The sequence below is a fragment of the Novosphingobium sp. BL-S-33 genome, assembly GCF_056857025.1.
The window spans coordinates 1,497,267-1,521,944 of record NZ_CM166475.1 but is presented as its reverse complement, the minus strand read 5'-3'; the positions used below and the strand labels follow the sequence as shown (position 1 = coordinate 1,521,944).

General features: G+C 60.1%; 20 protein-coding genes. 16 read left to right on the top strand and 4 right to left on the bottom strand.

The window, feature by feature from the left end; genetic code table 11:
* The 7 genes from AC1VVM_RS23370 to AC1VVM_RS23340 all read left to right on the top strand — a co-directional run bounded on the left by AC1VVM_RS23370 (position 1) and on the right by AC1VVM_RS23340 (position 9,544).
* Positions 1 to 2,025, top strand: coding sequence for an ATP-binding protein (locus tag AC1VVM_RS23370; RefSeq protein WP_395335323.1), 2,025 nt, complete (start codon positions 1 to 3; stop codon positions 2,023 to 2,025).
* Positions 2,026 to 2,030: 5 nt separating this feature from the next.
* Positions 2,031 to 2,777 (top strand): electron transfer flavoprotein subunit beta/FixA family protein, encoded by a 747-nt coding sequence (locus tag AC1VVM_RS23365; protein WP_395335321.1) that lies wholly within the window; start codon positions 2,031 to 2,033, stop codon positions 2,775 to 2,777.
* Positions 2,777 to 3,706 carry an electron transfer flavoprotein subunit alpha/FixB family protein gene (locus AC1VVM_RS23360; protein ID WP_395335319.1) on the top strand — a complete coding sequence of 310 codons (930 nt, stop codon included), beginning with the start codon at positions 2,777 to 2,779 and terminating at the stop codon, positions 3,704 to 3,706. Before AC1VVM_RS23365 ends, AC1VVM_RS23360 begins: the two co-directional genes overlap by 1 nt.
* Positions 3,707 to 3,936: 230 nt before the next feature.
* Positions 3,937 to 4,845 (top strand): helix-turn-helix domain-containing protein, encoded by a 909-nt coding sequence (locus AC1VVM_RS23355; RefSeq protein WP_395335316.1) that lies wholly within the window; start codon positions 3,937 to 3,939, stop codon positions 4,843 to 4,845.
* A gap of 93 nt (positions 4,846 to 4,938) precedes the next feature.
* Complete coding sequence (locus tag AC1VVM_RS23350; protein ID WP_395335314.1) at positions 4,939 to 6,354, top strand: phenylacetate--CoA ligase family protein; 1,416 nt, start codon at positions 4,939 to 4,941, stop codon at positions 6,352 to 6,354.
* A gap of 8 nt (positions 6,355 to 6,362) precedes the next feature.
* Complete coding sequence (locus AC1VVM_RS23345) at positions 6,363 to 7,820, top strand: acyl-CoA reductase (RefSeq protein ID WP_395335312.1); 1,458 nt, start codon at positions 6,363 to 6,365, stop codon at positions 7,818 to 7,820.
* A gap of 11 nt (positions 7,821 to 7,831) precedes the next feature.
* Positions 7,832 to 9,544 carry an N-acyl-D-amino-acid deacylase family protein gene (locus AC1VVM_RS23340; protein WP_395335310.1) on the top strand — a complete coding sequence of 571 codons (1,713 nt, stop codon included), beginning with the start codon at positions 7,832 to 7,834 and terminating at the stop codon, positions 9,542 to 9,544.
* 12 nt (positions 9,545 to 9,556) lie between these two features.
* Here the strand turns inward: AC1VVM_RS23340 and AC1VVM_RS23335 are convergent, their stop codons facing one another.
* Entirely contained in the window at positions 9,557 to 12,046 is a 2,490-nt protein-coding gene (locus AC1VVM_RS23335; protein ID WP_482956649.1) for an aldo/keto reductase, read from the bottom strand.
* A 14-nt stretch (positions 12,047 to 12,060) separates the two neighbouring features.
* A complete protein-coding gene (locus AC1VVM_RS23330; protein WP_395335306.1) occupies positions 12,061 to 13,437 on the bottom strand; it encodes a hypothetical protein in 1,377 nt (458 codons plus the stop codon).
* Positions 13,438 to 13,723: 286 nt separating this feature from the next.
* On the opposite strand from AC1VVM_RS23330, the gene AC1VVM_RS23325 reads away from it, so the two are divergent.
* The 6 genes from AC1VVM_RS23325 to AC1VVM_RS23300 all read left to right on the top strand — a co-directional run bounded on the left by AC1VVM_RS23325 (position 13,724) and on the right by AC1VVM_RS23300 (position 18,478).
* Positions 13,724 to 14,098 carry a limonene-1,2-epoxide hydrolase family protein gene (locus AC1VVM_RS23325; protein ID WP_395335304.1) on the top strand — a complete coding sequence of 125 codons (375 nt, stop codon included), beginning with the start codon at positions 13,724 to 13,726 and terminating at the stop codon, positions 14,096 to 14,098.
* Between the two features lie 11 nt (positions 14,099 to 14,109).
* Entirely contained in the window at positions 14,110 to 15,132 is a 1,023-nt protein-coding gene (locus tag AC1VVM_RS23320) for an LLM class flavin-dependent oxidoreductase (RefSeq protein ID WP_395335301.1), read from the top strand.
* Positions 15,125 to 16,183: a class I SAM-dependent methyltransferase gene (locus tag AC1VVM_RS23315; RefSeq protein WP_395335299.1), complete on the top strand. Its 1,059-nt coding sequence runs from the start codon at positions 15,125 to 15,127 to the stop codon at positions 16,181 to 16,183. The genes AC1VVM_RS23320 and AC1VVM_RS23315 overlap by 8 nt, the downstream gene beginning before the upstream one ends.
* A gap of 86 nt (positions 16,184 to 16,269) precedes the next feature.
* The gene (locus AC1VVM_RS23310; RefSeq protein ID WP_395335297.1) at positions 16,270 to 16,653 is read left to right on the top strand and encodes a nuclear transport factor 2 family protein; all 384 of its coding nucleotides are present in this window, start codon (positions 16,270 to 16,272) and stop codon (positions 16,651 to 16,653) included.
* 127 nt (positions 16,654 to 16,780) lie between these two features.
* Positions 16,781 to 17,161 (top strand): VOC family protein, encoded by a 381-nt coding sequence (locus AC1VVM_RS23305; RefSeq protein WP_133085015.1) that lies wholly within the window; start codon positions 16,781 to 16,783, stop codon positions 17,159 to 17,161.
* 102 nt (positions 17,162 to 17,263) lie between these two features.
* Positions 17,264 to 18,478 (top strand): aromatic ring-hydroxylating oxygenase subunit alpha, encoded by a 1,215-nt coding sequence (locus AC1VVM_RS23300; RefSeq protein WP_395335293.1) that lies wholly within the window; start codon positions 17,264 to 17,266, stop codon positions 18,476 to 18,478.
* Between the two features lie 790 nt (positions 18,479 to 19,268).
* On the opposite strand, the gene AC1VVM_RS23295 is transcribed toward AC1VVM_RS23300, so the two are convergent.
* Together AC1VVM_RS23295 and AC1VVM_RS23290 are read right to left on the bottom strand one after the other, a co-directional pair.
* Positions 19,269 to 20,846 (bottom strand): phytoene desaturase family protein, encoded by a 1,578-nt coding sequence (locus tag AC1VVM_RS23295; RefSeq protein WP_395335291.1) that lies wholly within the window; start codon positions 20,844 to 20,846, stop codon positions 19,269 to 19,271.
* A gap of 21 nt (positions 20,847 to 20,867) precedes the next feature.
* Positions 20,868 to 21,749 (bottom strand): SDR family NAD(P)-dependent oxidoreductase, encoded by an 882-nt coding sequence (locus AC1VVM_RS23290; protein WP_395335289.1) that lies wholly within the window; start codon positions 21,747 to 21,749, stop codon positions 20,868 to 20,870.
* A gap of 73 nt (positions 21,750 to 21,822) precedes the next feature.
* Here AC1VVM_RS23290 and AC1VVM_RS23285 point away from each other — a divergent pair, with 73 nt between their 5' ends.
* From AC1VVM_RS23285 to AC1VVM_RS23275, 3 genes are all read left to right on the top strand, one after another.
* On the top strand, positions 21,823 to 22,578 hold the full coding sequence (locus AC1VVM_RS23285) for a TetR/AcrR family transcriptional regulator (protein WP_395335287.1): 756 nt from the start codon (positions 21,823 to 21,825) through the stop codon (positions 22,576 to 22,578).
* A gap of 166 nt (positions 22,579 to 22,744) precedes the next feature.
* Positions 22,745 to 23,500: a GntR family transcriptional regulator gene (locus AC1VVM_RS23280; RefSeq protein WP_482956648.1), complete on the top strand. Its 756-nt coding sequence runs from the start codon at positions 22,745 to 22,747 to the stop codon at positions 23,498 to 23,500.
* Positions 23,454 to 24,665, top strand: coding sequence for an acyl-CoA dehydrogenase family protein (locus tag AC1VVM_RS23275; RefSeq protein ID WP_395398141.1), 1,212 nt, complete (start codon positions 23,454 to 23,456; stop codon positions 24,663 to 24,665). Before AC1VVM_RS23280 ends, AC1VVM_RS23275 begins: the two co-directional genes overlap by 47 nt.
* Positions 24,666 to 24,678 lie beyond the last annotated feature (13 nt).

Genomic DNA, 24,678 nt, shown 5'->3' with positions numbered 1-24,678 from the left:
ATGTTCAAGAAAATCCTCATCGCAAACCGGGGCGAGATTGCCTGCCGCGTGATCAAGACCGCGCGCCGCATGGGCATTCAGACGGTGGCCGTCTATTCGGACGCCGATGCCCGCGCACCGTTCGTGCAGATGGCCGATGAGGCCGTCCACATCGGCCCCGCGCCTGCCGCGCAGTCGTACCTGATTGCCGATAAGATCATCCAGGCCTGCAAGCAGACCGGCGCCGAAGCCGTCCATCCGGGCTATGGCTTCCTGTCCGAGCGTACCTCCTTCGCAGAGGCGCTGGCCGCAGAAGGCATCGAGTTCATCGGCCCTCCCGTTGGCGCTATCGCCGCGATGGGTGACAAGATCGAGTCCAAGAAGCTTGCCAAGCAGGCCGGCGTCAATGTCGTGCCCGGCTTCGTCGGCGAGATCGAGGACACCGAGCACGCCGTGCGCATCTCGAACGAGATCGGCTATCCGGTGATGATGAAGGCCTCGGCCGGCGGCGGCGGCAAGGGCATGCGCCTTGCCTACGACGAAAAGGACGTGCGCGAGGGCTTCGAGAGCGTGAAGCGCGAGGGCCTGAACTCCTTCGGCGACGACCGCGTCTTCATCGAGAAGTTCATCCTCAACCCGCGCCATATCGAGATCCAGATCCTGGGCGATAAGCACGGCAACATCCTCTACCTGAACGAGCGCGAATGCTCGATCCAGCGTCGCCACCAGAAGGTGGTCGAGGAAGCGCCGTCGCCCTTCGTCACCGAAAAGATGCGCAAGGCCATGGGCGAGCAGTGCGTCGCCTTGTCGCGCGCGGTGGGCTACTATTCGGCCGGTACGGTGGAACTGATCGTCTCGGGCGCCGATCCGACGGGCGAGAGCTTCTACTTCCTGGAAATGAACACCCGCCTTCAGGTCGAACACCCGGTCACCGAAGCGATCACCGGTGTCGATCTGGTCGAGCAGATGATCCGCGTCGCCGCCGGCGAAAAGCTGGAGATGACGCAGGCCGACGTGAAGATCGACGGCTGGGCCATCGAAAACCGCGTCTATGCCGAAGACCCCTATCGCGGCTTCCTGCCCTCGACCGGTCGCCTCGTGCGCTATCAGCCGCCGGTTGATGGCTGGGACGACGACGGCTCCGCAAACGGCCGCCGCGGGATCGACGGCGTGCGTGTCGATGACGGCGTCTATGAAGGCGGCGAAGTCTCGATGTTCTACGACCCGATGATCGCCAAGCTGATCACCTGGGGCGAGACCCGCGACGAAGCGGCGGACAAGCAGGTTGCCGCGCTCGACCTGTTCGAGATCGAGGGCCTTGGCCACAACATCGATTTCGTCTCGGCCATCATGCAGCACCCGCGCTTCCGCTCGGGCGAGCTGACCACGGGCTTCATCGCCGAGGAATATCCCGAAGGCTTCACCGGCGCGCCTGCGTCGGAAGAACTAAAGGGCAAGCTGGCTGCCGTTGCCGCCTTCGTCGCTACCGCGCGGGCAGACCGTGCGCGCCGGGTCGACGGGCAGCTCGCTTCGCGCCGTCTGGCGCCGCCGTCGGAATGGACCGTCCTCGTTGACAAGGCGCCGTACGAAGTCGTCATCGACGATGAGGACGTGACGGTGAACGGCATCTCCGTCGATCTCGCGATGGAATATACGCCGGGTGATCGCCTGATCGATGCCGAGATCGACGGCGAGGCCATCGGCATCCGTGTCGCGCCGACCCGCACGGGCCTGAAGATGACCACGCGCGGGGCGATCCACGACGTGCTGATCCTCCCGAGCCACATCGCCTCGCTCAACAAGCACATGATCGAAAAGATCCCGCCGGATCTCTCGAAGTACCTGATCTGCCCGATGCCGGGCCTGCTCGTCGCGCTCCACGTGGGCGAGGGTGACAAGGTTGAGGCTGGACAGCCGCTTGCCGTTGTCGAGGCGATGAAGATGGAAAACATCCTGCGCGCCGAGAAATCGGGCGTGGTGAAGGCGGTCAACGCCAAGGCAGGCGAAAGCCTTGCAGTGGACGCGATCATTCTGGAAATGGAGTGAGTTCGATGAAGATCCTCGTCCCCGTTAAGCGGGTGATCGATTACAACGTGAAGCCGCGCGTAAAGGCGGACGGCACGGGCGTTGACCTGGCCAACGTCAAGATGAGCATGAATCCGTTCGACGAGATCGCGGTCGAAGAAGCTATCCGCATCAAGGAAGCGGGCAAGGCTGAAGAGATCGTGGCCGTCTCGGTCGGCCCGGCCAAGGCGCAGGATACGCTGCGCACCGCACTCGCCATGGGTGCAGATCGTGCGATCCTCATCGAGACCGATGCCGAAGTCGAGCCGCTGGCCGTCGCCAAGATCCTCAAGGCGATCGTTGCCGAAGAGAATCCGGGCCTCGTGATCCTCGGCAAGCAGGCGATCGACGACGATTCGAACCAGACCGGCCAGATGCTCGCAGCCCTCACCGGCCGCCCGCAGGGCACGTTTGCCAGCAAGGTCGAGATCGACGGTGATCACGTTGCCGTGACCCGCGAAGTCGATGGCGGTCTGGAGACCGTGAAGCTTTCGCTGCCCGCGATCGTCACCACCGACCTGCGCCTCAACGAGCCGCGCTATGCTTCGCTGCCGAACATCATGAAGGCGAAGAAGAAGCCGCTCGATGTGAAGACCGCCGCCGATTACGGCGTCGACATCGCTCCGCGCCTCAAGACCCTCAAGGTCTCGGAGCCGCCCGTGCGCTCGGCCGGGGTCAAGGTTGCCGACGTCGATGCGCTGGTAGCCAAGCTCAAGGAACTGGGAGTCGCCTAATGAAGACGCTCGTTTGGGTCGAACACGACAACGCGTCGGTCAAGGACGCAACGCTCCACACCGTCACTGCTGCCGCCAAGCTGGGTGAAGTTCACCTGCTGGTCGCAGGCGCTGGCTGCCGTGCCGCTGCCGAGGCTGCCGCGAAGATCGCCGGCGTCGCCAAGGTCCACGTGGCCGACAACGCCGCCTACGAACATGCGCTGGCCGAAAACGTCGCGCCGCTGATCGTGGAACTGATGGGCCACCACGACGCGTTCCTGGCGCCCGCCACCACCACCGGCAAGAACGTCGCCCCGCGCGTTGCCGCGCTGCTCGACGTGATGCAGCTGTCGGACATCCTCTCGGTCGAAGGCGAGAAGACCTTCACCCGTCCGATCTACGCCGGCAACGCCATCGCCACCGTCGAATCGAGCGATGCCAAGCTGGTGATCACCGTGCGCGGCACGGCCTTCGAGAAGGCCGCTGCCGAGGGCGGTTCGGCTGCCATCGAAGACGTCGCAGGTGCCGGTGACGCCGGCCTTTCGAGCTTCGTGGGTGCCGAACTCGCGAAGTCCGAACGTCCGGAACTGACCAGCGCCAAGGTGATCGTCTCGGGCGGCCGCGCGCTGAAGGATTCGGAGACGTTCGAACAGTACATCATGCCGCTCGCCGACAAGCTCGGCGCTGCCGTCGGCGCCTCGCGCGCTGCGGTGGACGCGGGCTATGTGCCGAACGACTATCAAGTCGGCCAGACCGGCAAGATCGTGGCTCCCGAAGTCTACATCGCCGTCGGCATCTCGGGCGCGATCCAGCACCTTGCGGGCATGAAGGACTCCAAGACCATCATCGCCATCAACAAGGACGAGGACGCCCCGATCTTCCAGGTCGCCGACGTCGGCCTCGTGGCGGATCTGTTCAGCGCCGTGCCGGAACTGACCAAGTCCGTTTGAAATGTTCGCCTCCGCTGTCAGGGCGCTCAGGCGCCCTATCCGAAGGAAGGTTGCGGTATATGGAGGTTCGCCGCAAGGTGACCAGGAATAGAGTTATAGCGTTTCAAGGCCCCTTGCTTTGAAACGCGGGCGCCGGGCGGGTCGGAGGAGGGCCTGCTCGGCGCATGACATCGAAGACCGGATTGGTTCCATCGACGAGCGGAACAATTCGGCTGACGAGGAGGCCGAACATGGGCATTGCGGATCGAGGCGATTTGCCGATGTGCGCACCTCACACGGCGTCTCATTTCCGCATTGAACGCGAAATCGAAATCAATGGCATTTTTGCGGACATCCGCCATTTCGGTTGGAATGAGGGCAGTCGCGCTCTGTACGAGCCGAATTCATACTACCTTGATTTTTCGCTCGGCCCGCGTTGCCCAAACTCGCGATTTTTCAGGACCGCCAACGAATTAGCCGATCCTCCGGGAAACGTCGTGTTTCTCCCAAAGGGCGGCGAATTTGCGACGTGGAGTGAGCCTGGCGAACATAGCCTTCTTTGCCTGACGTTCGCTAACGAGCGCGCCGAGGAACTGTTCGAAGATGAACAGCTTGCTGATCTGGCTCCTTGTCTCGATGTTCAGAGCGTGTCGATAAGGCAGGGCCTAGCCCGGTTGGCGAATGAATTGCGGCATCCGGGATTCGGTCAGGCTATTCTGCTAGAGAGCATGGCGCTCCTCCTTGTGGTCGAGCTGTGCCGCCATTTCCAGAAATCGGGATCTCCACGGGATGCCGGATCCGGACAAATGCCGGTTTGGCGATTGCAGCGAGTGAGAGACAGGATCGAAGCGGACTTGGGCACCGACCTCTCGGTATCCTGCCTCGCCGCCGAAATTCGCACCAGTCCGAGACATCTCATCCGTACCTTTCGCGCGACCACGGGAGAGACGTTAACCGGCTATATCGCCAAGCGCCGTATCGCCCGGGCTCAGGAGCAACTTCGCGACGATGCGATGATGATCAAGGTTATCGCCGGTAATTGCGGTTTTCAGAGCCCGGCCGCTTTTTCGGCGGCTTTCCGGCGGGCAACCGGCCTGACGCCACGCGAATATCGCGAGCGCTCAATCAGTTGCACACCGTCATTCGACATGACCTCCTGACAATAGTTTGGCGCGAACGCGGCACCGTTCTTCGTTGTCGTGAGCCCCAATGGAGAGCCAGAATTCGTCATCGAAACAGGACGGATTCGCATCATGACTACGTACCTCGACCGCCTCATCGAAGACCCGACAAGCTTTCATGATGCGCCCTATGATCTGGCATTTACGCTTGAGCAGGAGGAAATTGACAGGCTCCATCTTGCGGGCGCGCGCAAGCGCTTCGCACAGCTCCGGCCGGGTCTTTCCGTTCTCGACCGGTTGGCCCGAGAACAGGGGATCGAGACGATCGAAACGATCGATGACCTGGCGCCGCTGTTATTCCCACACACCGTCTATAAGTCCTACCCGATAAGCTATCTTGAGCGAGGCCGCTTCGACAAGCTGACCAAGTGGCTTTCGGGCCTTACGACGAGCGATATCTCTCATGTCGATGCGTCGGGAATAGAGACTATCGATGACTGGATCGATCTGCTGGATGCCGCGACCGACCTGACCGTGCAGCATACTTCGGGCACCACCGGCAAGCTAAGCTTCGTACCGCGCAGCAAGGCGCAGTGGCGAGAGACCATTATCCACTCCGCGATAATCATCCGCGATTGGTGGCCGGAGCGCGGCCCGGACATCCTGAAGGACGGAATGCCGATCATCATCCCGGGCTATCGCTACGGGGCGGCTGCGACGCAGCGAGGGAATGGCATCCAAATCGAACTCTATGCCAAGGGTGAGGAAAATGCCCTTTTTCTCTATCCAGAATCCCGCTTCAGCGCGGATATTGCTTCGCTCGGTGGGCGGCTGAGGGCCGCTGAGGCGAGGGGCGAGGCTGGTGCCCTCGCTATTTCTCCTGCGCTGGCGGAACGCCGGGAGGCTCTGCTCGAGCTCGAACGCCGAAGACCGGAAGACCTCAAACATTTCTTTGCCGAGGCGCAGCGTCGTTTCGGCGGCAAGGATGTCTATGCCACGGCTATGTGGGCAATCCTTTACGATTGGGCGGAAGAGGGGCTGAAACGTGGTCTCACGAACGTTTTCGGTAAAGGCAGCGTGTTGCTGACCGGAGGGGGAAACAAGGGCAAGGAGCTTCCGGACAATTGGCGCGAGCGCGTGCTCGAATTCCTTGGATTCGACACGATCTACGAAATGTATGCCACCTCGGAATTGATGGGGCTGTGCATGATGTGCGAGCAGGGCCACTATCACATCCCACCGATCCAAATCCCGTTTCTGCTCGATCCGGCCACGGGTAAGCCCCTGCCGCGCAAGGATGGCCAGACCGGACGATACGCTTCGTTTGACCTGATGCCCAATACCTATTGGGCGGGGCTTGTCACGGGCGACGAAATCACGCTCTCAGGCTGGCAGACGCCCTGTTCCTGCGGCCGTACTGGGGTGCACATCATCCCGCCGGTTCGCCGTTACAGCGAGAAGGAGGGCGGCGATGACCGCGTAGTCTGCGCCGGCGCACCCGAAGCTCATGACAGGGCGCTGGAATTCCTTGCCGAACTATCGATGTGAGAAAGCTGATGAACGATGACTTCCGCGTTCCTCTCATTATCCGAGGGCAAATCATCGATGATGGTGATGTCCTCTATGGTGGACGCCGGGGAGGCGTATCCTTTCGTGCCCCGGATTTGGCAAAATACGTAGCGGACTTGCCGCTACGCACGCCGTCGGCGATGGCCGATCTCTATTCGCTGCGGTTCGAAGAAATCCTCGATTTCCTGGTCGCGCTGGGTGAACGATTGGACATCGGACGGAACCGCCATCTTCAGCAGGCATTTCGTCTGTCCTGCCTGACGTCTGGACTGTCCGAAAGCATCCTGCGCCGCCACTTCCAGCATATGGGCGCGACGTTTGATCGCGGGGAGATGCGACGAATGATGGAGCGTTCGTGCGGCGTCGATTATCTGGAAGGCTGGGTTGACCAAGGACCGAGCATTTTCCCTGGCCTTTCCGCGCGCACGCGCGCTTTCGGGGCACGAGCTGTCCATGTCATAGCCGGCAATGCACCTATCGTGTCGATATTGACAGTAATCCGCAACGCGTTGACGCGATCTGATGCGATTATAAAGTTGCCGTCGAACGATCCGCTGACGGCAGCGGCGATCGTCCGGACTATGGCCGAGATGGCGCCGGAGCATCCATTGTCCAGACACATATCCGTCGCCTATTGGAAAGGCGGCGATGAGCTGGTTGAACCGGTGATCTATGATCCGCGGGGCATCGAGAAAATCGTTGCCTGGGGCGGTTTCGATTCAGTGAAGCACATCACGCGCTACCTCCAGCCAGGCATCGATCTCATAACGCAGGACCCCAAGCTCTCCGGAACGATCATCGGAAGGGAAGCCTTTGCCGACGACGCAACCATGAAACAGGTGGCGCGTCGCCTCGCTCTGGATATTGGCGCACAGAACCAGGAGGGCTGCGTTTCGGCGCGCGTCATCTACGTCGAAAGCGGGACAGATGATGTCGGACTGCGCAACGCCAACCGCCTGGGCGAACTCACCTTCGAGGCTCTCCAGCGATTGCCCGATCATCTCAGTACGCCTCACAAGGCATTCGACACAGCACTCAAGTCGGAAATTGATGGCGTTCGCCTTAACGATGAAGAGTACCGGGTTTTCGGCGGGCGATCTAATGAAGGCGCGGTGATCGTCAGCCAGGATGACTACCCAGTTGATTTCTCTCGGACACTGGCATGCCGCGTGGGCAATATCGTCCCGGTCGATACCACGGATACTGCGATCAATTCCGTGAACGCCTACACTCAGACGATTGGGATTTTCCCGGAAAGTCTCAAAGAGGCGCTGCGCGATCGCTTGGCTTATCAGGGAGTTCAACGGATCGTGTCGTTGGGGGGCGCTGCGACCATGCAGCATAACATGGAGCGGCAGGATGCGATCGAGCCGGTCCGCCGGATGGTGAAGTGGGTGACCGAGGAACATGCACCGGGTGAACTCTTGGCCTCGTTGGCGGATTGAAGGATTGAGCCATGCCCGACGCAGATTTGATCATCCGAGGCGGCACGATCGTCGACGGGACCGGCGGGAATCCATTCGTGGCAGATATTGCTGTCCTCGACGGCCGCATATCTGCCATCGGGGCGAACCTGGAGCGAGCCCGAGAAGAGATCGATGCCAATGGTCTCCTCGTGACGCCGGGCTTCATTGACATCCATACGCACTACGATGGCCAAGTGACTTGGTCGGACAGTTTGGTGCCGTCCGCCGAACACGGCGTCACAAGTGTAGTCATAGGCAATTGCGGGGTTGGCTTTGCGCCATGCCGCGCGGGCGACCGAGAAGCACTCGTCAATGTCATGGAGGGTGTTGAGGATATCCCCGAGGCTGTCATGGCCACGGGTTTGCCGTGGAACTGGGAGACTTTTCCGGAGTATCTTGAAGCGCTAGGCAACTGTGGGTGGGACGTAGACGTCGGCGCATACATTCCCCACTCTCCCTTGCGCGTCTATGCGATGGGCCAGCGCGGCCTGGACCGAGAAGCGGCGACGCCTGCGGATATCGTCCGTCTCTCCGAGCTTGTCAGCGAGGCCATGGATGCCGGCGCACTGGGGTTTGCAACCTCGCGCTCGCTCGTCCATCGTCGCGGGGACGGAGCCTTCATTCCCTCCTTCCAGGCCGCGTGCGAAGAGTTGGAAGCACTCGCCCGGGCTGTGGGAGAGAGTGGACGAGGGGTCATTCAAATGATCCCTAACCTCGACACTGCAGACTGGTCGGGCGACATCGATCTGATGAAGCGAATGGCTTGCGCTTCCGGCAGGCCAGTGACGTATTCGCTGGCCCAGTGGGCCGGAAATCCCGATGGCTGGCGGCAGACGATGGACGCGCTGCTGGAACATAACCGTAGCGGAGCGGCACCGATCCTGGCTCAGGTCTTTCCCCGGCTCATGGGAGCATTGTGCGGCCTTTCCACTTCGGCAAACGCCTTCAGTTATTGCCGGACCTATCGGGCGCTCGAGGATCTGCCATTACCTGAAAAAGTAAGGCTCATGCGCGATTCACGCTTTCGCGAACGACTTGTGGCGGAAGAGCCCGATGAAACGCCTACGCCGCTCCACGCACTGCTGCGAACATGGGATAATCTCTTTCCGCTCGGTGATGAACCGGACTACGAGCCGTCGCCCGATTCCAGCATTGCATCTCTTGCAAAACGACGTGGAATCGAACCGGCCGAACTCGCCTACGAACTGATGCTGGAACAGGAAGGGAAATCCTTAATCCTGATGCCTTTCTCAAACTATGCGCAGTGCTCTCTCGATCCGGTGCTCGCCATGATGAAGGATCCTTGCAGCATAATCGGCCTGGGAGATGGAGGAGCGCACTACGGTATTATTTGCGATGCCAGTTATCCAACGACAATGCTCGCCTACTGGGCACGCGACCGCGCCGGTGAGCGACTTTCCGTCGCGGCTGCTGTCAAGGCGCTTAGCGCTGATAATGCCGCCTTTCTCGGTCTGCACGACAGGGGGCGGCTGGCACAAGGGCTGAAGGCCGACATCAACCTGATCGACCATGCAGCCCTCAGGCTTCACGCCCCGTACGTCGTTCATGATTTGCCGGGAGGCGGTCGCCGCTTGGCGCAACATGCGTCCGGATATCGTGCGACGATGGTTAGCGGCGTCATCACTCGTCGGGATGGCGTCGATACCGGCGCACGCCCCGGACGGCTAATCCGGGCAACCTGAGCCAGCACTCCATCAGCTTGCTCGGGGTCGCACTTTGGTGCCGGCGGTCAATCCGTGGCGAATGAAGTCCGTTGCCAGGAATTCGTGCGGGAAGCCTTTCGGAGTGAAACTGGCCGCTTCCAATCGATCGAGATGGTGCAGATCCAGCGAAACGCCGAGAGCGGCTACATTGTCCTCATATTGCCGCATCGTTCGTGCACCCAGCAACGGCGAGACTACGGCCGGGTTCGCCAAAGTCCAAGCGATGGCCGCTTGTGCCGAAGTAGCGCCGACGTCGTCGGCGACTGCCTGAACGGCGTCAGCAATGGCCAACGTACGAGCGTCCAGCTTGCCCGCAGCGGCCAACATGGCGCCGCGTCCTCCAGTGTCCTGACCCTCTCCGTTGCTCCGGGCCGCGTATTTGCCGGACAGCAAGCCGCTGGCAAGAGGAGACCACGGCATCACGCCAATGCCGAGTGCTTTTGCAGCAGGAATGAGATCCCGCTCGGCGGTACGCTCCACAAGATTGTATTCGGCTTGCAACGCTGCGAACTGGGTCCAGCCGCGCAGGTCGGCCATCGTCTGCAATCGCGCCATCTGCCAGGCGGGCGTATCGGACAGACCCAGATAAAGAACCTTGCCCTGGGTCACCAAGTCATCAAAGGCGCGCATGATTTCGTCTGCGGGGGTGCTATCGTCCCAGACATGGAGAAATAGCAGATCGATGCGATCGGTGCGAAGCCGGCGCAGGCTCGTCTCAACGGTCTGCATCATGTTGCGCCGGCTGTTTCCGGCAGCATTGGGATCTCCAACCGATCGCGTCAGGGAGTATTTGGTGGAGAGAACCAGTCTGTCGCGCTTTGCCTCGGCGAATTTGCCCGTCAAATCTTCCGAAACGCCGCCTGCGTAATATCCTGCAGTGTCGATGAAATTGCCGCCCTGATCGACGTAGGCATCGAAAATGCGTCGGGATTCCTCTTCGCCAGCGCCCCATTCCTCGCCGAATGTCATTGTACCCAGAGCCAAAGGCGAAACTCGTAAGCCCGAACGGCCAAGCAGCCGGTAGGTATCGAGCGAAAGCGGTCCTGTATGCGTGCGGTTCATGGCTGTGTTGGCTCTCTCTGCTTCGGTCACGACCCAATGCATCATGCGATGGACGGGCCATCCCCCGTCGTGCGGCAGGCCGCCGAACTTTCCGCTATTGATGTTGCCAAGGCCGACGATGCGTTGCGCGCCGGCCGACGACAGCCCGTCGCGCAACTGCGTGATGCGGCCGGGCGGATAGACGCCGACCGACTGGGTGGCCACGGAGACATGGGCAATCGCCTCCGCTAGGCTGGAGACGGCGACCACGTTGACAAGCTTGCCACCGGGATTGAATGCGACCGGATCGCTTGATCGAACAACCATTCCGGTGCCGTCGGGTTGTCCGAACACACGGTAAATCGGCTCGAGATTGCCGAGCATATCGAGTTCGTCCAACAATGCCTCGGGAGGACGTGGTCCGCCTTGTCCATTCCCATACCGAACATCCTTGCCCATCTCGGCTACGAGAGCCTCACAATAGGCATCAACTTGCGGTAAGGATCCCTCGACGAACTGGAAGCGAGCGCAGCTACATGCGTCCTGATTGAAAGCGATGATATCGGCCGCGCTGCGCCGGGCGATCTCGGCTATAGGCAATCCTGCGAAAGCCTCCTTGCCGATCAGCGAAATCGAGATCTTGGGGTCGAAGGATACGATCTCGAAACCGGCAGCTGCATATTTCATTGCATGGCGAACGGCCGCTTCGCCTCCCCACACTGCCAGCTTGTCGAAATACTGGGATCTGAAGATGTGTTCCTCGATCGCGGTATCGCCGCCGCGCCAATAGGCCGCCGAGAACGAGCGTGTCACCGGGTGATTGGGCCCGACATCAGCCATCGTGCGCAGAAGTGCCGTGGCAGTGAACATGTCGTTCGAGGGCATCTTCAGCAAATGAACGCCCTTGCTGATAGCCCCGCGCACGATCGTCACTGGCGGCACGATGGGGGCATTTCCGGCAAGAATATGGACCATGCGCGGCGGAAACGCCCGGATGTCGAAGGCTTGGCCCTGGATATCACGTCTAATCCAGCCGTCATTCGCGCCGAGCCAACCGAGAGATTGCTCCGCCTCGGCTTCGACGGCCTCGCGCGTGAAGAACCAACCGATGTCCCTGTAGCAGTTTTCCAGAATCCGCGCGCCAAGACTATTGCAGTGAAGATTGAGGGCTGCCGCTTCCTGTAGATGGGCATTTTTATCGAAATCGAGTGCCTTGCCGACCTCGACGAGGAAATCGACGATTTCCGCCAGCGGCGTTTCGAACGCAGGTCCGGGGTCGCGTCTGGGCCAAATCAGCGCGTCGAGATCCAGTGCAGGGCTCATCACCGGGCTCGCGCTCGCTCGGGAGCGATGCTCGACTGCAGCGTCGAGCTGTACTTCTCCCTTTATGACGTGCGCTATCAGCAGCCTCGGCTCGTTGGACATGCTTTCCGGTCGCATGACTGTTTCCTCGTTCAAGCCGCGAAAGTCGGGGGAGACGAGATCGACCCGCGGACGTAGGAGTCGATGGATCCCGCGCAGCTGAGTTTGTCCTCGCCCTCTTCGAGATCGGCATAACGAGCTACCGCGTGGATCACCGGTGTCTTAACCCCTTCAAGGCCCGATCCGAACTCCACCTGCACCTTGTCGCCGGAAATCACGCCGCCCCAACGCGCATCGGCGAGGATGTCGAAAAATGCCATACGCCCCTCGACGAGGCCCATGTCACCGGTCGTGCCGAGCAGATGTTCGCCGGACTTGTCGAGAACCAAGGGGACGATCCACGGGGGTACCGCATAAGACTCGGTCGGCTGGATCTTGGCGCAGAAGCCGCTCATCTCCACCATTGCATAAGAACTGGTAATCCGGTCGGGCGTGACGCCGAAGAATTGCTGGATTTGTTCCCGGTAGTCTGCTGGGACCGCAGCGCCCTTCGTGCCTCCCCCGAAGCTCATCAGAGTGTCGGGGTGGAAATCTCCGTTCTTTATCCCGCGCTTTCGCAGCGTTTCTACGATCTGCCAGGCAACGCCGTACATTACGCCGATGTAAAGGGGACTGTGCCGGCGGTCTTCCAACAAGTCGATCCAGGTCTCGAACTCGGCTGCACGCTTGATGCGGCGGACCTCAAGTTCGGCTTCGTAGGCTGCGATCTCGCCTGGGCCGATCTTGCCTGCTGCCAACAAACGCCTCAATTGCGCAGGCCTCATAGCATCGAACGCACGGATCGGATCCTCGCTCAATCGGTGCAGTTCGCCGGGCGCTGCCCAGCGAGGAAAGTGGCGGTTGCAGAAATCGATCATCTTATGGGTGCCGCGCTCCGGCATCATCGTGAAGACCGAGCGCGAGTGATCGGCGACGTAGCTGGGCGTGGACAGGTCAGCGGCATGCAGACAGGCCGTGACGCTGATGTCCCGGTCCTGGTCCGACTGATCCAGAAATGAGGATTTTCCAGATGTTCCGCTCGAGGCAAATACGTGGTGGCCGGCCAAACGTGCGCGGTCCAACCACTCATCGATGTCGCGCACGTCCGACACGTCGATGTTGTCTGTGGGATAGGTTGCGAGGGTGCCAAGCCATAGGTTCATGTGAGCCCATTGCCCGTTGTCGACAAAGGCTTCCGGATAGCTTTTGTAGTTTGTGTGAGCGAAGAGAAGGGGCACAAGATCGGACAGCCCGTCTATGCTTTCGATCCCTGCCTCTCTGGCGCGCTTGTTCAGCACACCAATCTGTCCGCGCCGCTCGGAAAAACGTTCTCGTGCGGCTTCGAGCTGCAGTTCGGCCAACTGTTCCGGGGCGTTGCGGAATGGGTCTGCTGATCGTGCAAGTGCGATCAGTTCGTCGACGGCGCTCATGGTTGCGGCACTCCCGTTCGCTTGTGCCGCAGCACTATAGGAAGAGCTGTGCAGCATGCTGCAACTATGACTTTCAACACGAGGACATAGTGTCGCCGAAGCGACGTCATGTTGCGGCAAATGATTGGGGGGCAACGAACGGCCAATGCCAGGCACGACGGATTCCGATCTTCCCAAGGCGATGAGGCCAGGGCGCCGGCCCTAACTCGGGCTGGCTATCTTTCGGCAGGGGCATTGCCTGCCATCAGTCCCCATGGTGCCCCGATTGCAGATCGGGGAGGCGAATATGGCGGGGCCGTTGCAGGAAGTGCTGGCATTTTTCGATGAAAGCGGCGGCACCGCGCAAGACATGATCTCGGCAATGAGGAAGCGATTCACGTCCGTAACGCGCTGGGAAAATGTTGGCGTGGCGACGACAGTCGGAATCGAAGAAGCGATGGCCTTCGTTGAGGGTTTCCTGGCCCGCATTCCCTTCGAGCGCTGCGAAGTCGTTGTTCACCATGCCGCAGCTCATGGCAACGTCGTCCTCACGGAGCGCAGCGATATTTTTTACGGAGCAGACGGCGCGGAACTCGTTTCGCTGCGGCTGATGGGCGCACTGGAGATGGACGGCCCGTACATTACGGCGTGGCGCGACTATTTCGACACCAAGGGCTTCTGAAAGGCGATAGCATGGCAAAAGGAAAAGCTGTTTGGGCGCAAATCGCGCCAATGCCTGGTGAGGAGCTGGTCGCGGCGGTGCGGAGCTACGAAGCCGCCGGAGTAGAGGGAGTTTGGGCACCCCAAATGTTTGGGGCGCCGTTTTCGACCCTCGCGGCCGCCGCGCCTGCCACGCAGAAACTCAAACTCGGGACGGGCATCGCCTTGGCATTCGTGCGCAGCCCGCTTGAGACCGCTTGCAGCGCGGTTGATCTCGATCTGATCAGTGGCGGCCGTGTCGTGCTGGGACTTGGCTCCAGCGCGCAAAGCCAGACGGAAGGATCGTTCGGGTCGACCTATGGAAAGCCGCTTGCACACATGCGCGAAGTTGTGGGCATGATCCGCAAGATTGTGGCTCTCGGCCACACCGGCGAACTGTCGCAGCTCAAGGGCGATTACCACAGTCTAGACCTTTCGCACTTTCGCCTGTTGCAGCCGCCGGTGCGAAATGAGATTCCGATCTATCTTCCTGCAGTATTTCAGAAGGCTTGCCTTCAGGCTGCCGAGATTGCCGATGGACTGCTGGGCCACCCTCTGTGGAACGAGGCCTGGATCGAACGCGAGGTCATTCCGAATATCCGGGCAGGGCTAGACAAATCGGGACGAGAGCGCGGAGATTTTTCGCTCAACCTTTCGATCTTCACGGCGATTGATCCGGATCGCAAAGAGGCCATCGAAGATTGCCGGGCGACCGTGGCCTATTACAGCCAGTCCCCGCAATATCTGCGCTATTTCGAGGAGATCGGCTTCGGCAAGGAAGCCTCCGCTATCCAGGCGGCATTTGCTCGAGGCGATCTAGCGGCGATGACTGCCGCATGCCCGGACGAGATGGTGGAGAGCATCGCGGTTGTAGGCGATGTAGACGAGGTGCGCGCCGGCGTGGCTAGGCGCGCAGCGGCGGCAGACGCGATTACGCCCGTAATTCCGCATTATGGCCTCTCGCCCGAAAAGAGCAGGACATACAGCGTGCGGCTGGCGGAGGCTTTCTATGGCTGATCCAGTGCGCCAACCGATCGCCTCGATGGCAGGAGCAGGTGCTTACAACCGGCATTCCGGTTTGCAGCATGCCAATCTTCATTCGGCGCTTCCTCTCTGGGAGGAGGCAGTGGGAACTATCGCTGCGAATTCCCAAGGCTTGGTTCGGATTGTGGACTACGGCGCCTCGCAAGGGCGCAATTCGCTGCTTCCTATGGGCACAGCCATTGACCTTGTGAGGGATCACAACGGCCAACGAGCACTGGAGATCATTCATACCGATCTCCCATCCAACGATTACACGTCATTGTTTGGGCTCCTTGCGACCGAATCGGACAGCTACCTTGCGGGCCGGCGCGATGTATTCCCGATGGCGGTGGGCCGGTCCTATTTCGAACAGATTCTACCCTCCGACAGCGTGGACTTGGGGTGGTCGTCCAACGCCTTGCATTGGCTCAGTCACAACCCCGTCAATGTCGCCGATCACGGCTGGGCCGTATACAGCAGCAGCGTGCTCGCGCGCGAAGCTGTCGATGACGTGCTTGCCCAGGATTTACTCAATTTCCTGCGGGCCCGGTCGCGGGAATTGAGGGTCGGAGGGCGTCTGGTGTGCCAGTTCATGGGGCGTGGCGGCGACCGACATGGCTTCGAATGGATGGCTGGCCACTTCTGGGCAACGCTCCTCGACTTGAGGCGCGAGGGCCTGCTCGATGACGACGATACATTCATGGCGACCTCTCCATCGGCGGGACGTTCCCTGGAGCAATTGAAGGCGCCGTTCGAGCAAGGGCTCCTTCCTGACCTCTCGGTAGTTCACGTGTCTTGCGTCCGCTCGCCAGATCCATTCTGGGATGCCTACCGCGAAACCGGGGACGCGGAGGCATTCGGCTTTCAGTGGGCGTCGATGATGTGCGCGGCGAACGGCCCCAATTTCCTGGCCCAGATAGGCCGCAACAGAGATCCGGAACGCCTGATGGAAGAATTAAGAACAAGGCTTGCCACGCGTCTGGCCGCTGATCCGCAGCAGAGTGTTTCCTATCTCGCGCTCCTGTCGATCCGAAAAGGGAGCTAGCCACGCGGAATGGACGATCAACGAAAGTCATATCGGAACGTGTAGATTTCCGAACGGCACCTTGGTGAAGGCAGCGGAGAAAAGCGGTGAGCGATATCGAGAAAAATAAGGCAATTGTACGGCGTTATATGCGGGCTGTGGAGGAAGGGGATCTCGAGACAATCGAGGCTTTGCAGCACCCCGATTGCCAATGGTGGATATTGGGCCATGGCGACATGACACGGGCGGATTTCATCGCCAGCGTGAAGGGCGGATTGCTGTCGGCTGAGCGGCGCACGGCGAACGTTGTTGGAATCACCGCTGAAGGTGAGCGAGTTGCCGTGGAAGTGAGCGGCGAGATGGTTTTTCCCGACCGGGTCTATCGCAACGAGTACCATAACCTTCTGATCATCCGAGATGGTCAGATCGTTTCGGGCAAGGAGTACATGGATACGCGCGCGGTGGCTGAGGCTTTTTCGTCCGGCGCTTGAGCGCGTCAATATTTCGCTGCTCAAGCTAGAGTGTATTTGGGATGGCCTGATGCCCCCAAGCGGCCTCGCCAACTGCATCGGACGGTAATTCGAGAGCGCCTGCTTGAGGTGCTTTTTGGGAAAGAAAATGGGCATTTTTACCCACGCGTGCCTCGGCACCAATGACTTGGGGCGGGCAGCCTGCTTCTATGATGCTGCGCTGCTGCCGCTCGGTATTGCCAATTTGGGGCCGTTTCAGGAACAAGGTCTCTGCTATGGGCGCACTGTTCCGGAATTGCTCATTCTGCATCCCCTGGAAGGCCGCGCGACTTCGTCAAATGGTGCGACCTTGGGATTCAAGGCGCCCAGCAGGCTTGCGGTCGACCAGTTTCATGCGGCCGGGTTGGCGGCGGGCGGAACCGATGCAGGGGGGCCGGGACAGCGGAATGCGGTCCCCCACGCCTATGGCGCCTATTTGCTCGATCCCGACGGTAACAAGATCTGCGCCTATTGCTTCGATCCGTGCTGATCGGATTTCCGCCACTGAACCCTATCGGATTGCAGGTTCGCTTTCGCACCTCCCCGCCATCCTGCCCACATCGGGAGACGAGAATACCCAGGAGGACAGCCCATGCATGAAGCTGCATTGCAATTGCTCAAGCGGACGATGGACGATCAGTTGGCCCGGACCGAACACCCGAGCGACTTTCCTGCCTTGCCGCCCATTCCGGCTGGACGCTACACCGATCCCCGGTTTGCGGCCCTCGAGAAAGAAGGGCTGTGGGATCGTGCGTGGTTGCTCGCCGGCATAGCTTCGGAGCTGCCAGAGCCCGGTTCTTACCGACTCTTTCAGCACCTCGATCGATCCGTGATCCTTTCCCGCGGAAAGGACGACCGGATTCGCGCATTCCACAACACCTGCCGGCACCGCGGTTCGCCCCTCCTGCTTGAGGAGGAAGGACGGGCCTCGCGGTTCGTCTGTCCTTACCACTCCTGGAGTTACGCGCTGGACGGTGCCTTGAAAGCGGTGCCCAGCCAACACGATTTTGCCTGTTTCGAAAAGTCGGACCACGGATTGGCAGAAGTGCGCTGCGAAACTTATCGCGGCTTCATCTTTATCAATTTTGATGACGCGGCGGGTCCTTTGCGCGAATTTCTTGGCGAATTTGTTGCCTTGACCGAAGGATATCCCCTCGAACGCATGGTTGTGAAGGACCGGTTCACGGTCGAAATGGATTGCAACTGGAAAATCGCCTATCACAATTTCCTCGAAATCTATCACGTCAATACTGTTCATCCAAAGACGCTTGCACCGCACCTCGATTCCCGCAGTTTCGTGATAGCTCTTTACGACGGTGGCCATATGCGTTTTGGCACGCGCAAGAAAGGCGGCGTTTCGCTCTTCGAAAAGCCGCCTGTGCAGCCTGACGATATTGCCGACGTCTTTCTCGAGAACACGGTCGCATTGCCCACTTTTCCGAACACGTTCTTCTCGCTCGATCCCGTAGGTTTCAATCTGCAATGCTTCTGGCCGGCCGGGCCGAACAAGTCGATCATGGAAGTGCGCCAGATGGGATGGGCAACGGATGACGATGCCGACAGGGAATATTGGGGCGAAATGCGAAAGGCCACCGAACACATCCTGTCAGAGGACCTTTGCCTATTCTCCAGCATACAGCAATCGCTGCGCAACGGCGCATTGTCTTCTATCGTTACGGGTTATCAGGAGCGCGCCCTCTATTGGTTCGAAGAGGAAATCGACCGCCAGATTGGTCCGGATCGTGTACCGCGGGACCTTCAGGTGCAGCCGCGATTGGGCTCCTATTCCACGCCCCATAGCGAATGAGCCGGGCAAGCCGACAAGCTGCGCGATCGTCGCGGTGAACCTATCAGTTGCGCCGTCATATCGTCCATGGGCGGCATGACGGCGTGGCTGATGCGATATACTTGGTTTCCGCCGAAAATTTGATGAGCAGTTTTGGAAAAATGAATCCAGTTGTTTGCGGCAATACAAGCGCATCGGCGGAGCGGTCAAATTCTCCTCGGGGAATAGCTCCGCCGCACTGGCTCATGAAGATGGATGCGGCGCGCGCGAATATCATTCGTCGATTAAACGCGTCATGTGGTGATTTGCATGCATTCAAAAGTTGAAGAACGAGTAGACAATTTGGAACGCGCAGCTCTCGAGTTCGAGGGAGCACAATTCGCAACGCGCCACCTTCTGGCAATGCTACTATCCAGGCTCGACAGACATGAGGCTGAAGAATACTTTCGGGAGCTGCAATGCACCGGGCGTAAACACGTCGTCGAGCTCGGTAAGGCCCGCTTGACCGGGTATCTAGATGAGCTTGAAGCAGTTCGTCACGCTGCTTGCCTGGCGAGAACCCAGCCAGTTACGCCCTTGCGCGTCGTTTTGTGAAGCCGATTGCCCGAGTTTGGTGGCCATCAGACGGATTTCACGACTATCGCCCTCATCAGATGTCGACGTAATATCCCTCGCAGCAGTCATTAATTCGGAGACAAATCAGAGATAGTCTTTGCCAAGGTTTCAGTTTCGCTGGCCAACGCAAAGTGCGCACCATCACAGGTGGGCGGAGTGTGGGACAGCGTGGGTTTGGGTCAGTTCAAACCACCGGCTACCTTGTTTTTTTAAGCGCTCGTAGCGCGCGGGTAGCGGCGATCCGTCCTGCAATACCGGACACACCGCCGCCGGGATGAGCGCCTGCACCGCCGATAAGAAAGCCGGGAAATGGCGGCCGGGGGCCGCCGAAACCGGAAGCCGGACGGTGCACCCCCGATCGCAGGGCACCGAAATCTATGTGGGTGACGCACCCATTGCTGACGTTGAGCCGCTTTTCCCGTTCGCGCGCGGTTTCCACGAAGCGCCCGACCTCTGTGTCGAGCCCGTCGTAGAACTCGCCAAGATGGCTTATGATCGAGGCCATCGTTCGGTCCTTCAGCTCCGGGTTCCAGCCCTCGCGCGCATCCACAGCAACACCGGGCAAGTAGATGTAGGCCAGCGAACCGCCCGCCGGAGCCTGTGAAGGATCAGTATTGGACAGCGGGCTGAGGGACATCGCGTGACGTTCGGGAATGTCGCCGCGTCGCGCCATGGCAAATGACTGCCGCACTTCGACGGGCGTTCCGATGAGCCCCACAGCCTTGTCGAGATCGGCATCGTCATGGCGCATGTCCTGATGTCGCTTGAGCCGCAGCGGCCCGGACATCGCGACATTGGCGAGAAACGGCGCGGCGTTGGATCGGTTCGACGGGGCGTGCTCGATACGTTGCAACAATGTGCGTGAAACGCCGCCCGGCGTCGTCAGGCGCATCGCCGTTCTGGGATCGCACGTCGCGATCACCATCTTGGCGCGTATGATCCGGCCATTTTCCAGCCGCACGCCTTTGGCCGCGCCGTCGTCGACGATGATTTCCGCGACCGGCGCATTGAGCTCGATCGAGGCGCCCGATGCTTCGATACTGCGAGCAAGCGCGTCCGAAAACGACTGGAGGCTGCCGATGGGTTTACCGGTGCCGTATTTATGCGTGACGGCGAAGATCATGTACGCGGCAGCATTTCCGTCGTCATCGATGGGACCGGCGCCTGCGGCGATTCCCAGCAACAGCGCGATTGTTGCGGGGTCTTCAAACCTTTCGCAGGCGATCTGGTCGGCGGTCGCCTTGGACATCGCCACCAGTTCGTCTTTCAGCCGGACGTTGCGGACCGCGCTTTTGATCACCTTCGACATATTCCGCACGTCGGGGCGTCCGGGCTCGGCCATCATCATGGGAAATCCGATATCCATCATGACGTTCAACGTCTTCATGAAATCCAGATAGGCCTTGCCGTCGTTGCGGTTGATGCGGGCGATGTCTTCCGCCGTGCGGCGATAGTCATAGAAGAGGGCGATAGAGCTGCCATCGGGATGGAGGTAGGCGTAAGTGGGATCAGGATCGACAGTCCGCAGGCCGTATTTATGGAGATCGAAGTCCTCGATGATGCCAGATTTGCGCGCAAACAGCAGTTCCACGGCGCAGGGCGTTACCAAGTGCTCAGGCGCTTCCGGAATCATGTAGCCCGAGCTCGTCATCCCGCCCACTTTCGCAAGGCGCTCGACGACGACGACTTTCTTGCCCGCACGCGCCAGATAGCCTGCGGCCGCCATGCCGTTGTGGCCGGCTCCGATAACGACGACGTCGACCTCGTCCATCATTTCCCGCTATCCCTTAGCAAATCAGCCGTTCGCCGCAGCCGTGTACGCCTTGCCCCATTCGGCGAGGGCAAGAAGGCGCGTCTTTCGGTCTGCCTGGATGCGCGGGATCTGCGCTTCATCCGGACCGTCGGGCACGATCACAAGGGGCTCCTTGCCCAGGCTTGCAAGGGCCAGTGCACAGACGTTTGCGGGATCGTAGGCGGTCGAATAGTCCATCCCGAGCCCTTCGGTCGCCCGGCGCAGGGTCGGAGTGTCCATGATCGGGGCGGCAATTCCGAGGATATCTACGCCTTGTCCGTCGAGCTCTGCCCAAAGCGATTCCACGAAATTCAACTCGAAAGCCTTCGTCGCTGAGTACATAGTCAGCCAGGGCTGGCCGCCAAGTCCGGCTCCCGAAGACATGACTATGATCCCCCCGCTGCGCCGCTTGACGAGTCTGTTGCCGAAGCCATGAACGGCTTCGACGACATTGGCTGCATTCATGGTCAGAAGGCTGAGCGCTCGATCAACCGGCTCTCCAAGGAAACTGTTGCCGGCCCCGTCGGCCCCGGCGTTCGAAACGAAGAGTCCGATATCGAGATCACGTGTCTCTTCGACGAGCCGGGAGCCCGTTCCCGATTGCGTGAGATCGGCAACCACCGAGCGAAACGCAATCCCGTACAAACCGGCGAGCCGTTCGCCCAGTTGATCCAGGGCCTCCTTGCGGCGGGAAACGAGGACCACGTTGATGCCCATCGCCGCAAGTTGTTCTGCATAGCTTGCACCGGTTCCTTCCGAGGCTCCGGCGATCACCGCCCAAGGGCCGTAACGGCGTGCAAATTCGGCGTGATCAAGCGGGGGAAGCTCTACTGTTCGCATGCTGGAATGATCCTTGCCCGGGTAACCCGTGTCAGTTTGATTCATTGCGCGGATGGCGCTTGTTACAAGCTGACGGGGAAGCTCCGTCCTATCGGGAGGCAGGGAGCATCCTTGTTGATTGAAAGGACTGGGACATTGCAAGGTCGTTAATGTTCCAAAACATCGGAAAACTACCATTCCGCCCGACGTTGATATGGATTCTTGCGGCAAAGGTGTTAATCCTTGCCCGGTGGAAACGGCCTCGCCTCAACGACGTATACGGATTCTCCGGCGAGCAACCGAAATTTTCCTCGATCGCGGTTATGCCGGTGCGACGATCGACGACATCGCGCAGGCTGCCGGTGTGGGGAAAGTTGCGATCTATCAGCTCTTTGGTGACAAGGTGGAATTGTTCGCCGAATGCATGATCGACGCTGCGAAAACCGCTTCGGAAGGTACCCGGTCTGTGCTGCGCTGTGATGAACCGGTTCGTGACGTACTTGTCGCGTTTGCCGAGCAGCACATTCGCCAGATGCTCCGGCCGGTCTTCGGCGCCAGGCCGTTCTACGAATTTATTCGGGTGCTCCTGAGCGCTTCGATCACACATCCAGATATCAGTGGACGCTGCCTCGATATCCTTCGGACCGAGGAAGCCGCCCGGCTGAACGACTACTTCCAAGCGATGATTGATCGGCGGACGCTGGCAGGGGGCGATGCAGATTTTCTCGCGCGCCAATTCATGCAAACGATCTTCTTTACCAATGTGGTCATTTTGGAGCCCGCAAGCGCAGAGTGCTACAGCAATCCGCGCGTTTCCGCGGAAAATGCAGTTGACCTGTTCTTGAATGGATGTGCGCGAGGCGCTCTGCGATGTCTGGCGGTTGCTTCAGATTGACGTGATCGATTCTGAATTCTCGTCGTGCCATCATCTTCGGCCAGGCCCTGATCTGCTCGCATCATGAAGATGCCAAGCTGGCCGCTTGACACTAATCCATGAGACGCACCCTATCCTTGGAAAGGCGCGAAGATGCAGGGGCTCCGCAATTCTATAGAATATGGAATTGCATCGCCGCCTCCCTTCGCCAGACGTGCCTTCCGGCCCGAGCCTGTTCGGCACGGAGCCGGTCAGTACGCCGCCGACCCGCCGCCAGGCCGTTCTTGAGCGCCTTCGCAGCAGCATCGTTTCAGGAGCCTTGCCCCCCGGTACGCTGCTGCGCGAAACGAGTTTGGCGGCGCATCTGGACGTCAGCGCGACGCCCGTTCGCGAGGCACTTGGCACGCTAGAGGCCGAAGGGCTGGTCGAGATTGAAGTGCACCGCCTGAAACGGGTTGCGCGCATTGACTTTCGCAGCATGCGGGACCTGCTTCGCGTTCAGTCCGAGCTGTGGCGGCTTGGATACATATGGGGCATGCCACATGTTGGCGCAGGGCAGGTAGCTCAACTCGAACACGCACTTGCGCGCTACCGAGCGTGTTTGGCGAGCGATGATTCCGCAGGCGCCCTCACTGCTGGGCTGGATTTCCATACGATCTTCATCGCGGCGTCAAGCAACCAGGAGCTGCTGCGCTCAACGCTCGACCGCAGAGCCCTGATTGCAAGGTTTGTCCTGCTGCACGGTCTTCAAACGATTTGCCCTCTCGGGCTTTCCCAGCATGAAGCGATCCTTGCCGCCTTCCTGGCGAACGACCGCTCCGCAGTGCTCGCTGGTGTCGACCGCATCGCCACTCGCCTGATCGCGCTGGCCGAACAGGGGTGCGAGCTGTCCGACAATGTTGCTGAAAATCAGAAAATATCACTATACGAAAGAGATACCTGAGATGGATTTCGAACTCGAGGACGAATACCGTTCCTTTCGCGACACCGTGCATCGCTGGGTCGAAAACGAGGTGCCCAAGGAGTGGGCGCGAGCGCTCGAGAAGGACGAGCATGCCTACCCCTATGCCCTTTGGGACAAGCTGACTGAGGCGGGCTTTCACGGCGTCGGCATTCCCGAGGAATACGGCGGGCAGGGCGGCGACGTGGTGATGCAGATGCTGCTGGCCCGCGAACTGGCGCGTTCCCTGGGTGGACTGGCATGGATCTGGGGGATCACCAGTTTTGCTGGGGGGAAGTCGATCGGTCTCTACGGATCTGCCGAGCAGAAGGAGAAGTATCTGCCGTTGATCGCTTCCGGTCAGCTCAAGGCCGCCATCGCATTCACGGAACCGGGGGGCGGTACCGACCTGCTTGGCGCGATGACGACAACGGCGGAACGCGTCGATGGCGGCTGGAAGCTCAACGGCGAGAAAACCTGGTCCTCATCTGCGCATGTCGCCGACTATCTTCTGGTGATTGCACGAAGTGACAGGAATCCGGAGAAAAAGCATCAGGGACTGACTCTTTTTTGGGTTCCCGCCAAGACTGCCGGAGTGACGATAACCCCGCTCGCCAAGCTCGGCATGCGATCGATGGGGAGCTGCTCGATCCATTTCGAGGATGCTTTCGTCGCAGACGAACAAGTGCTCGGCGAGCCGGACAAGGCCTGGTACATGTTGCTGCCCACGCTCAACAACGAGCGGATCATGGTCGGCGCGTTCTGCCTGGGCGTCATCGACGGCGTACTGGAAGACGCTGTCGCCTACATGCAGCAGCGCAAGGCATTCGGCGGGATCATCGGCCGTTTCCAGAGCCTGCAGCACTATGTGGCGGATATCGCCACGATGCAGAAGACCACAGAACTCATGCTGCATTTCTGCGCCGACAAGCAGAGCCGAGGCGAAGACGTTGGCGTTGAGGCGAACATGCTGAAACTCATCGCGTCAGAGAATGCCAACGCGGCCGCAGATCTCGGCATCCAGATCCTGGGCGGCATGGGCTACTCCGCAGAGACCGACATGCAGCGATACTGGCGGGACAGCCGGCTCTGGCGGATCGGCCCGATCACCAACGAGATGGTGCGAAATGGCATCGCCGAGAGCCTCGGGTTGCCCCGATCCTTCTAAGCGACAGGTGCAG

Coding starts and splice junctions, on each gene's coding strand:
- AC1VVM_RS23370 (WP_395335323.1), top strand. CDS start 1: ATGTTCAAGAAAATCCTCATCGCAAACCGGGGCGAGATTGCCTGCCGC.
- AC1VVM_RS23365 (WP_395335321.1), top strand. CDS start 2,031: ATGAAGATCCTCGTCCCCGTTAAGCGGGTGATCGATTACAACGTGAAG.
- AC1VVM_RS23360 (WP_395335319.1), top strand. CDS start 2,777: ATGAAGACGCTCGTTTGGGTCGAACACGACAACGCGTCGGTCAAGGAC.
- AC1VVM_RS23355 (WP_395335316.1), top strand. CDS start 3,937: ATGGGCATTGCGGATCGAGGCGATTTGCCGATGTGCGCACCTCACACG.
- AC1VVM_RS23350 (WP_395335314.1), top strand. CDS start 4,939: ATGACTACGTACCTCGACCGCCTCATCGAAGACCCGACAAGCTTTCAT.
- AC1VVM_RS23345 (WP_395335312.1), top strand. CDS start 6,363: ATGAACGATGACTTCCGCGTTCCTCTCATTATCCGAGGGCAAATCATC.
- AC1VVM_RS23340 (WP_395335310.1), top strand. CDS start 7,832: ATGCCCGACGCAGATTTGATCATCCGAGGCGGCACGATCGTCGACGGG.
- AC1VVM_RS23335 (WP_482956649.1), bottom strand. CDS start 12,046: ATGCGACCGGAAAGCATGTCCAACGAGCCGAGGCTGCTGATAGCGCAC.
- AC1VVM_RS23330 (WP_395335306.1), bottom strand. CDS start 13,437: ATGAGCGCCGTCGACGAACTGATCGCACTTGCACGATCAGCAGACCCA.
- AC1VVM_RS23325 (WP_395335304.1), top strand. CDS start 13,724: ATGGCGGGGCCGTTGCAGGAAGTGCTGGCATTTTTCGATGAAAGCGGC.
- AC1VVM_RS23320 (WP_395335301.1), top strand. CDS start 14,110: ATGGCAAAAGGAAAAGCTGTTTGGGCGCAAATCGCGCCAATGCCTGGT.
- AC1VVM_RS23315 (WP_395335299.1), top strand. CDS start 15,125: ATGGCTGATCCAGTGCGCCAACCGATCGCCTCGATGGCAGGAGCAGGT.
- AC1VVM_RS23305 (WP_133085015.1), top strand. CDS start 16,781: ATGGGCATTTTTACCCACGCGTGCCTCGGCACCAATGACTTGGGGCGG.
- AC1VVM_RS23300 (WP_395335293.1), top strand. CDS start 17,264: ATGCATGAAGCTGCATTGCAATTGCTCAAGCGGACGATGGACGATCAG.
- AC1VVM_RS23295 (WP_395335291.1), bottom strand. CDS start 20,846: ATGATGGACGAGGTCGACGTCGTCGTTATCGGAGCCGGCCACAACGGC.
- AC1VVM_RS23290 (WP_395335289.1), bottom strand. CDS start 21,749: ATGAATCAAACTGACACGGGTTACCCGGGCAAGGATCATTCCAGCATG.
- AC1VVM_RS23275 (WP_395398141.1), top strand. CDS start 23,454: ATGTTGCTGAAAATCAGAAAATATCACTATACGAAAGAGATACCTGAG.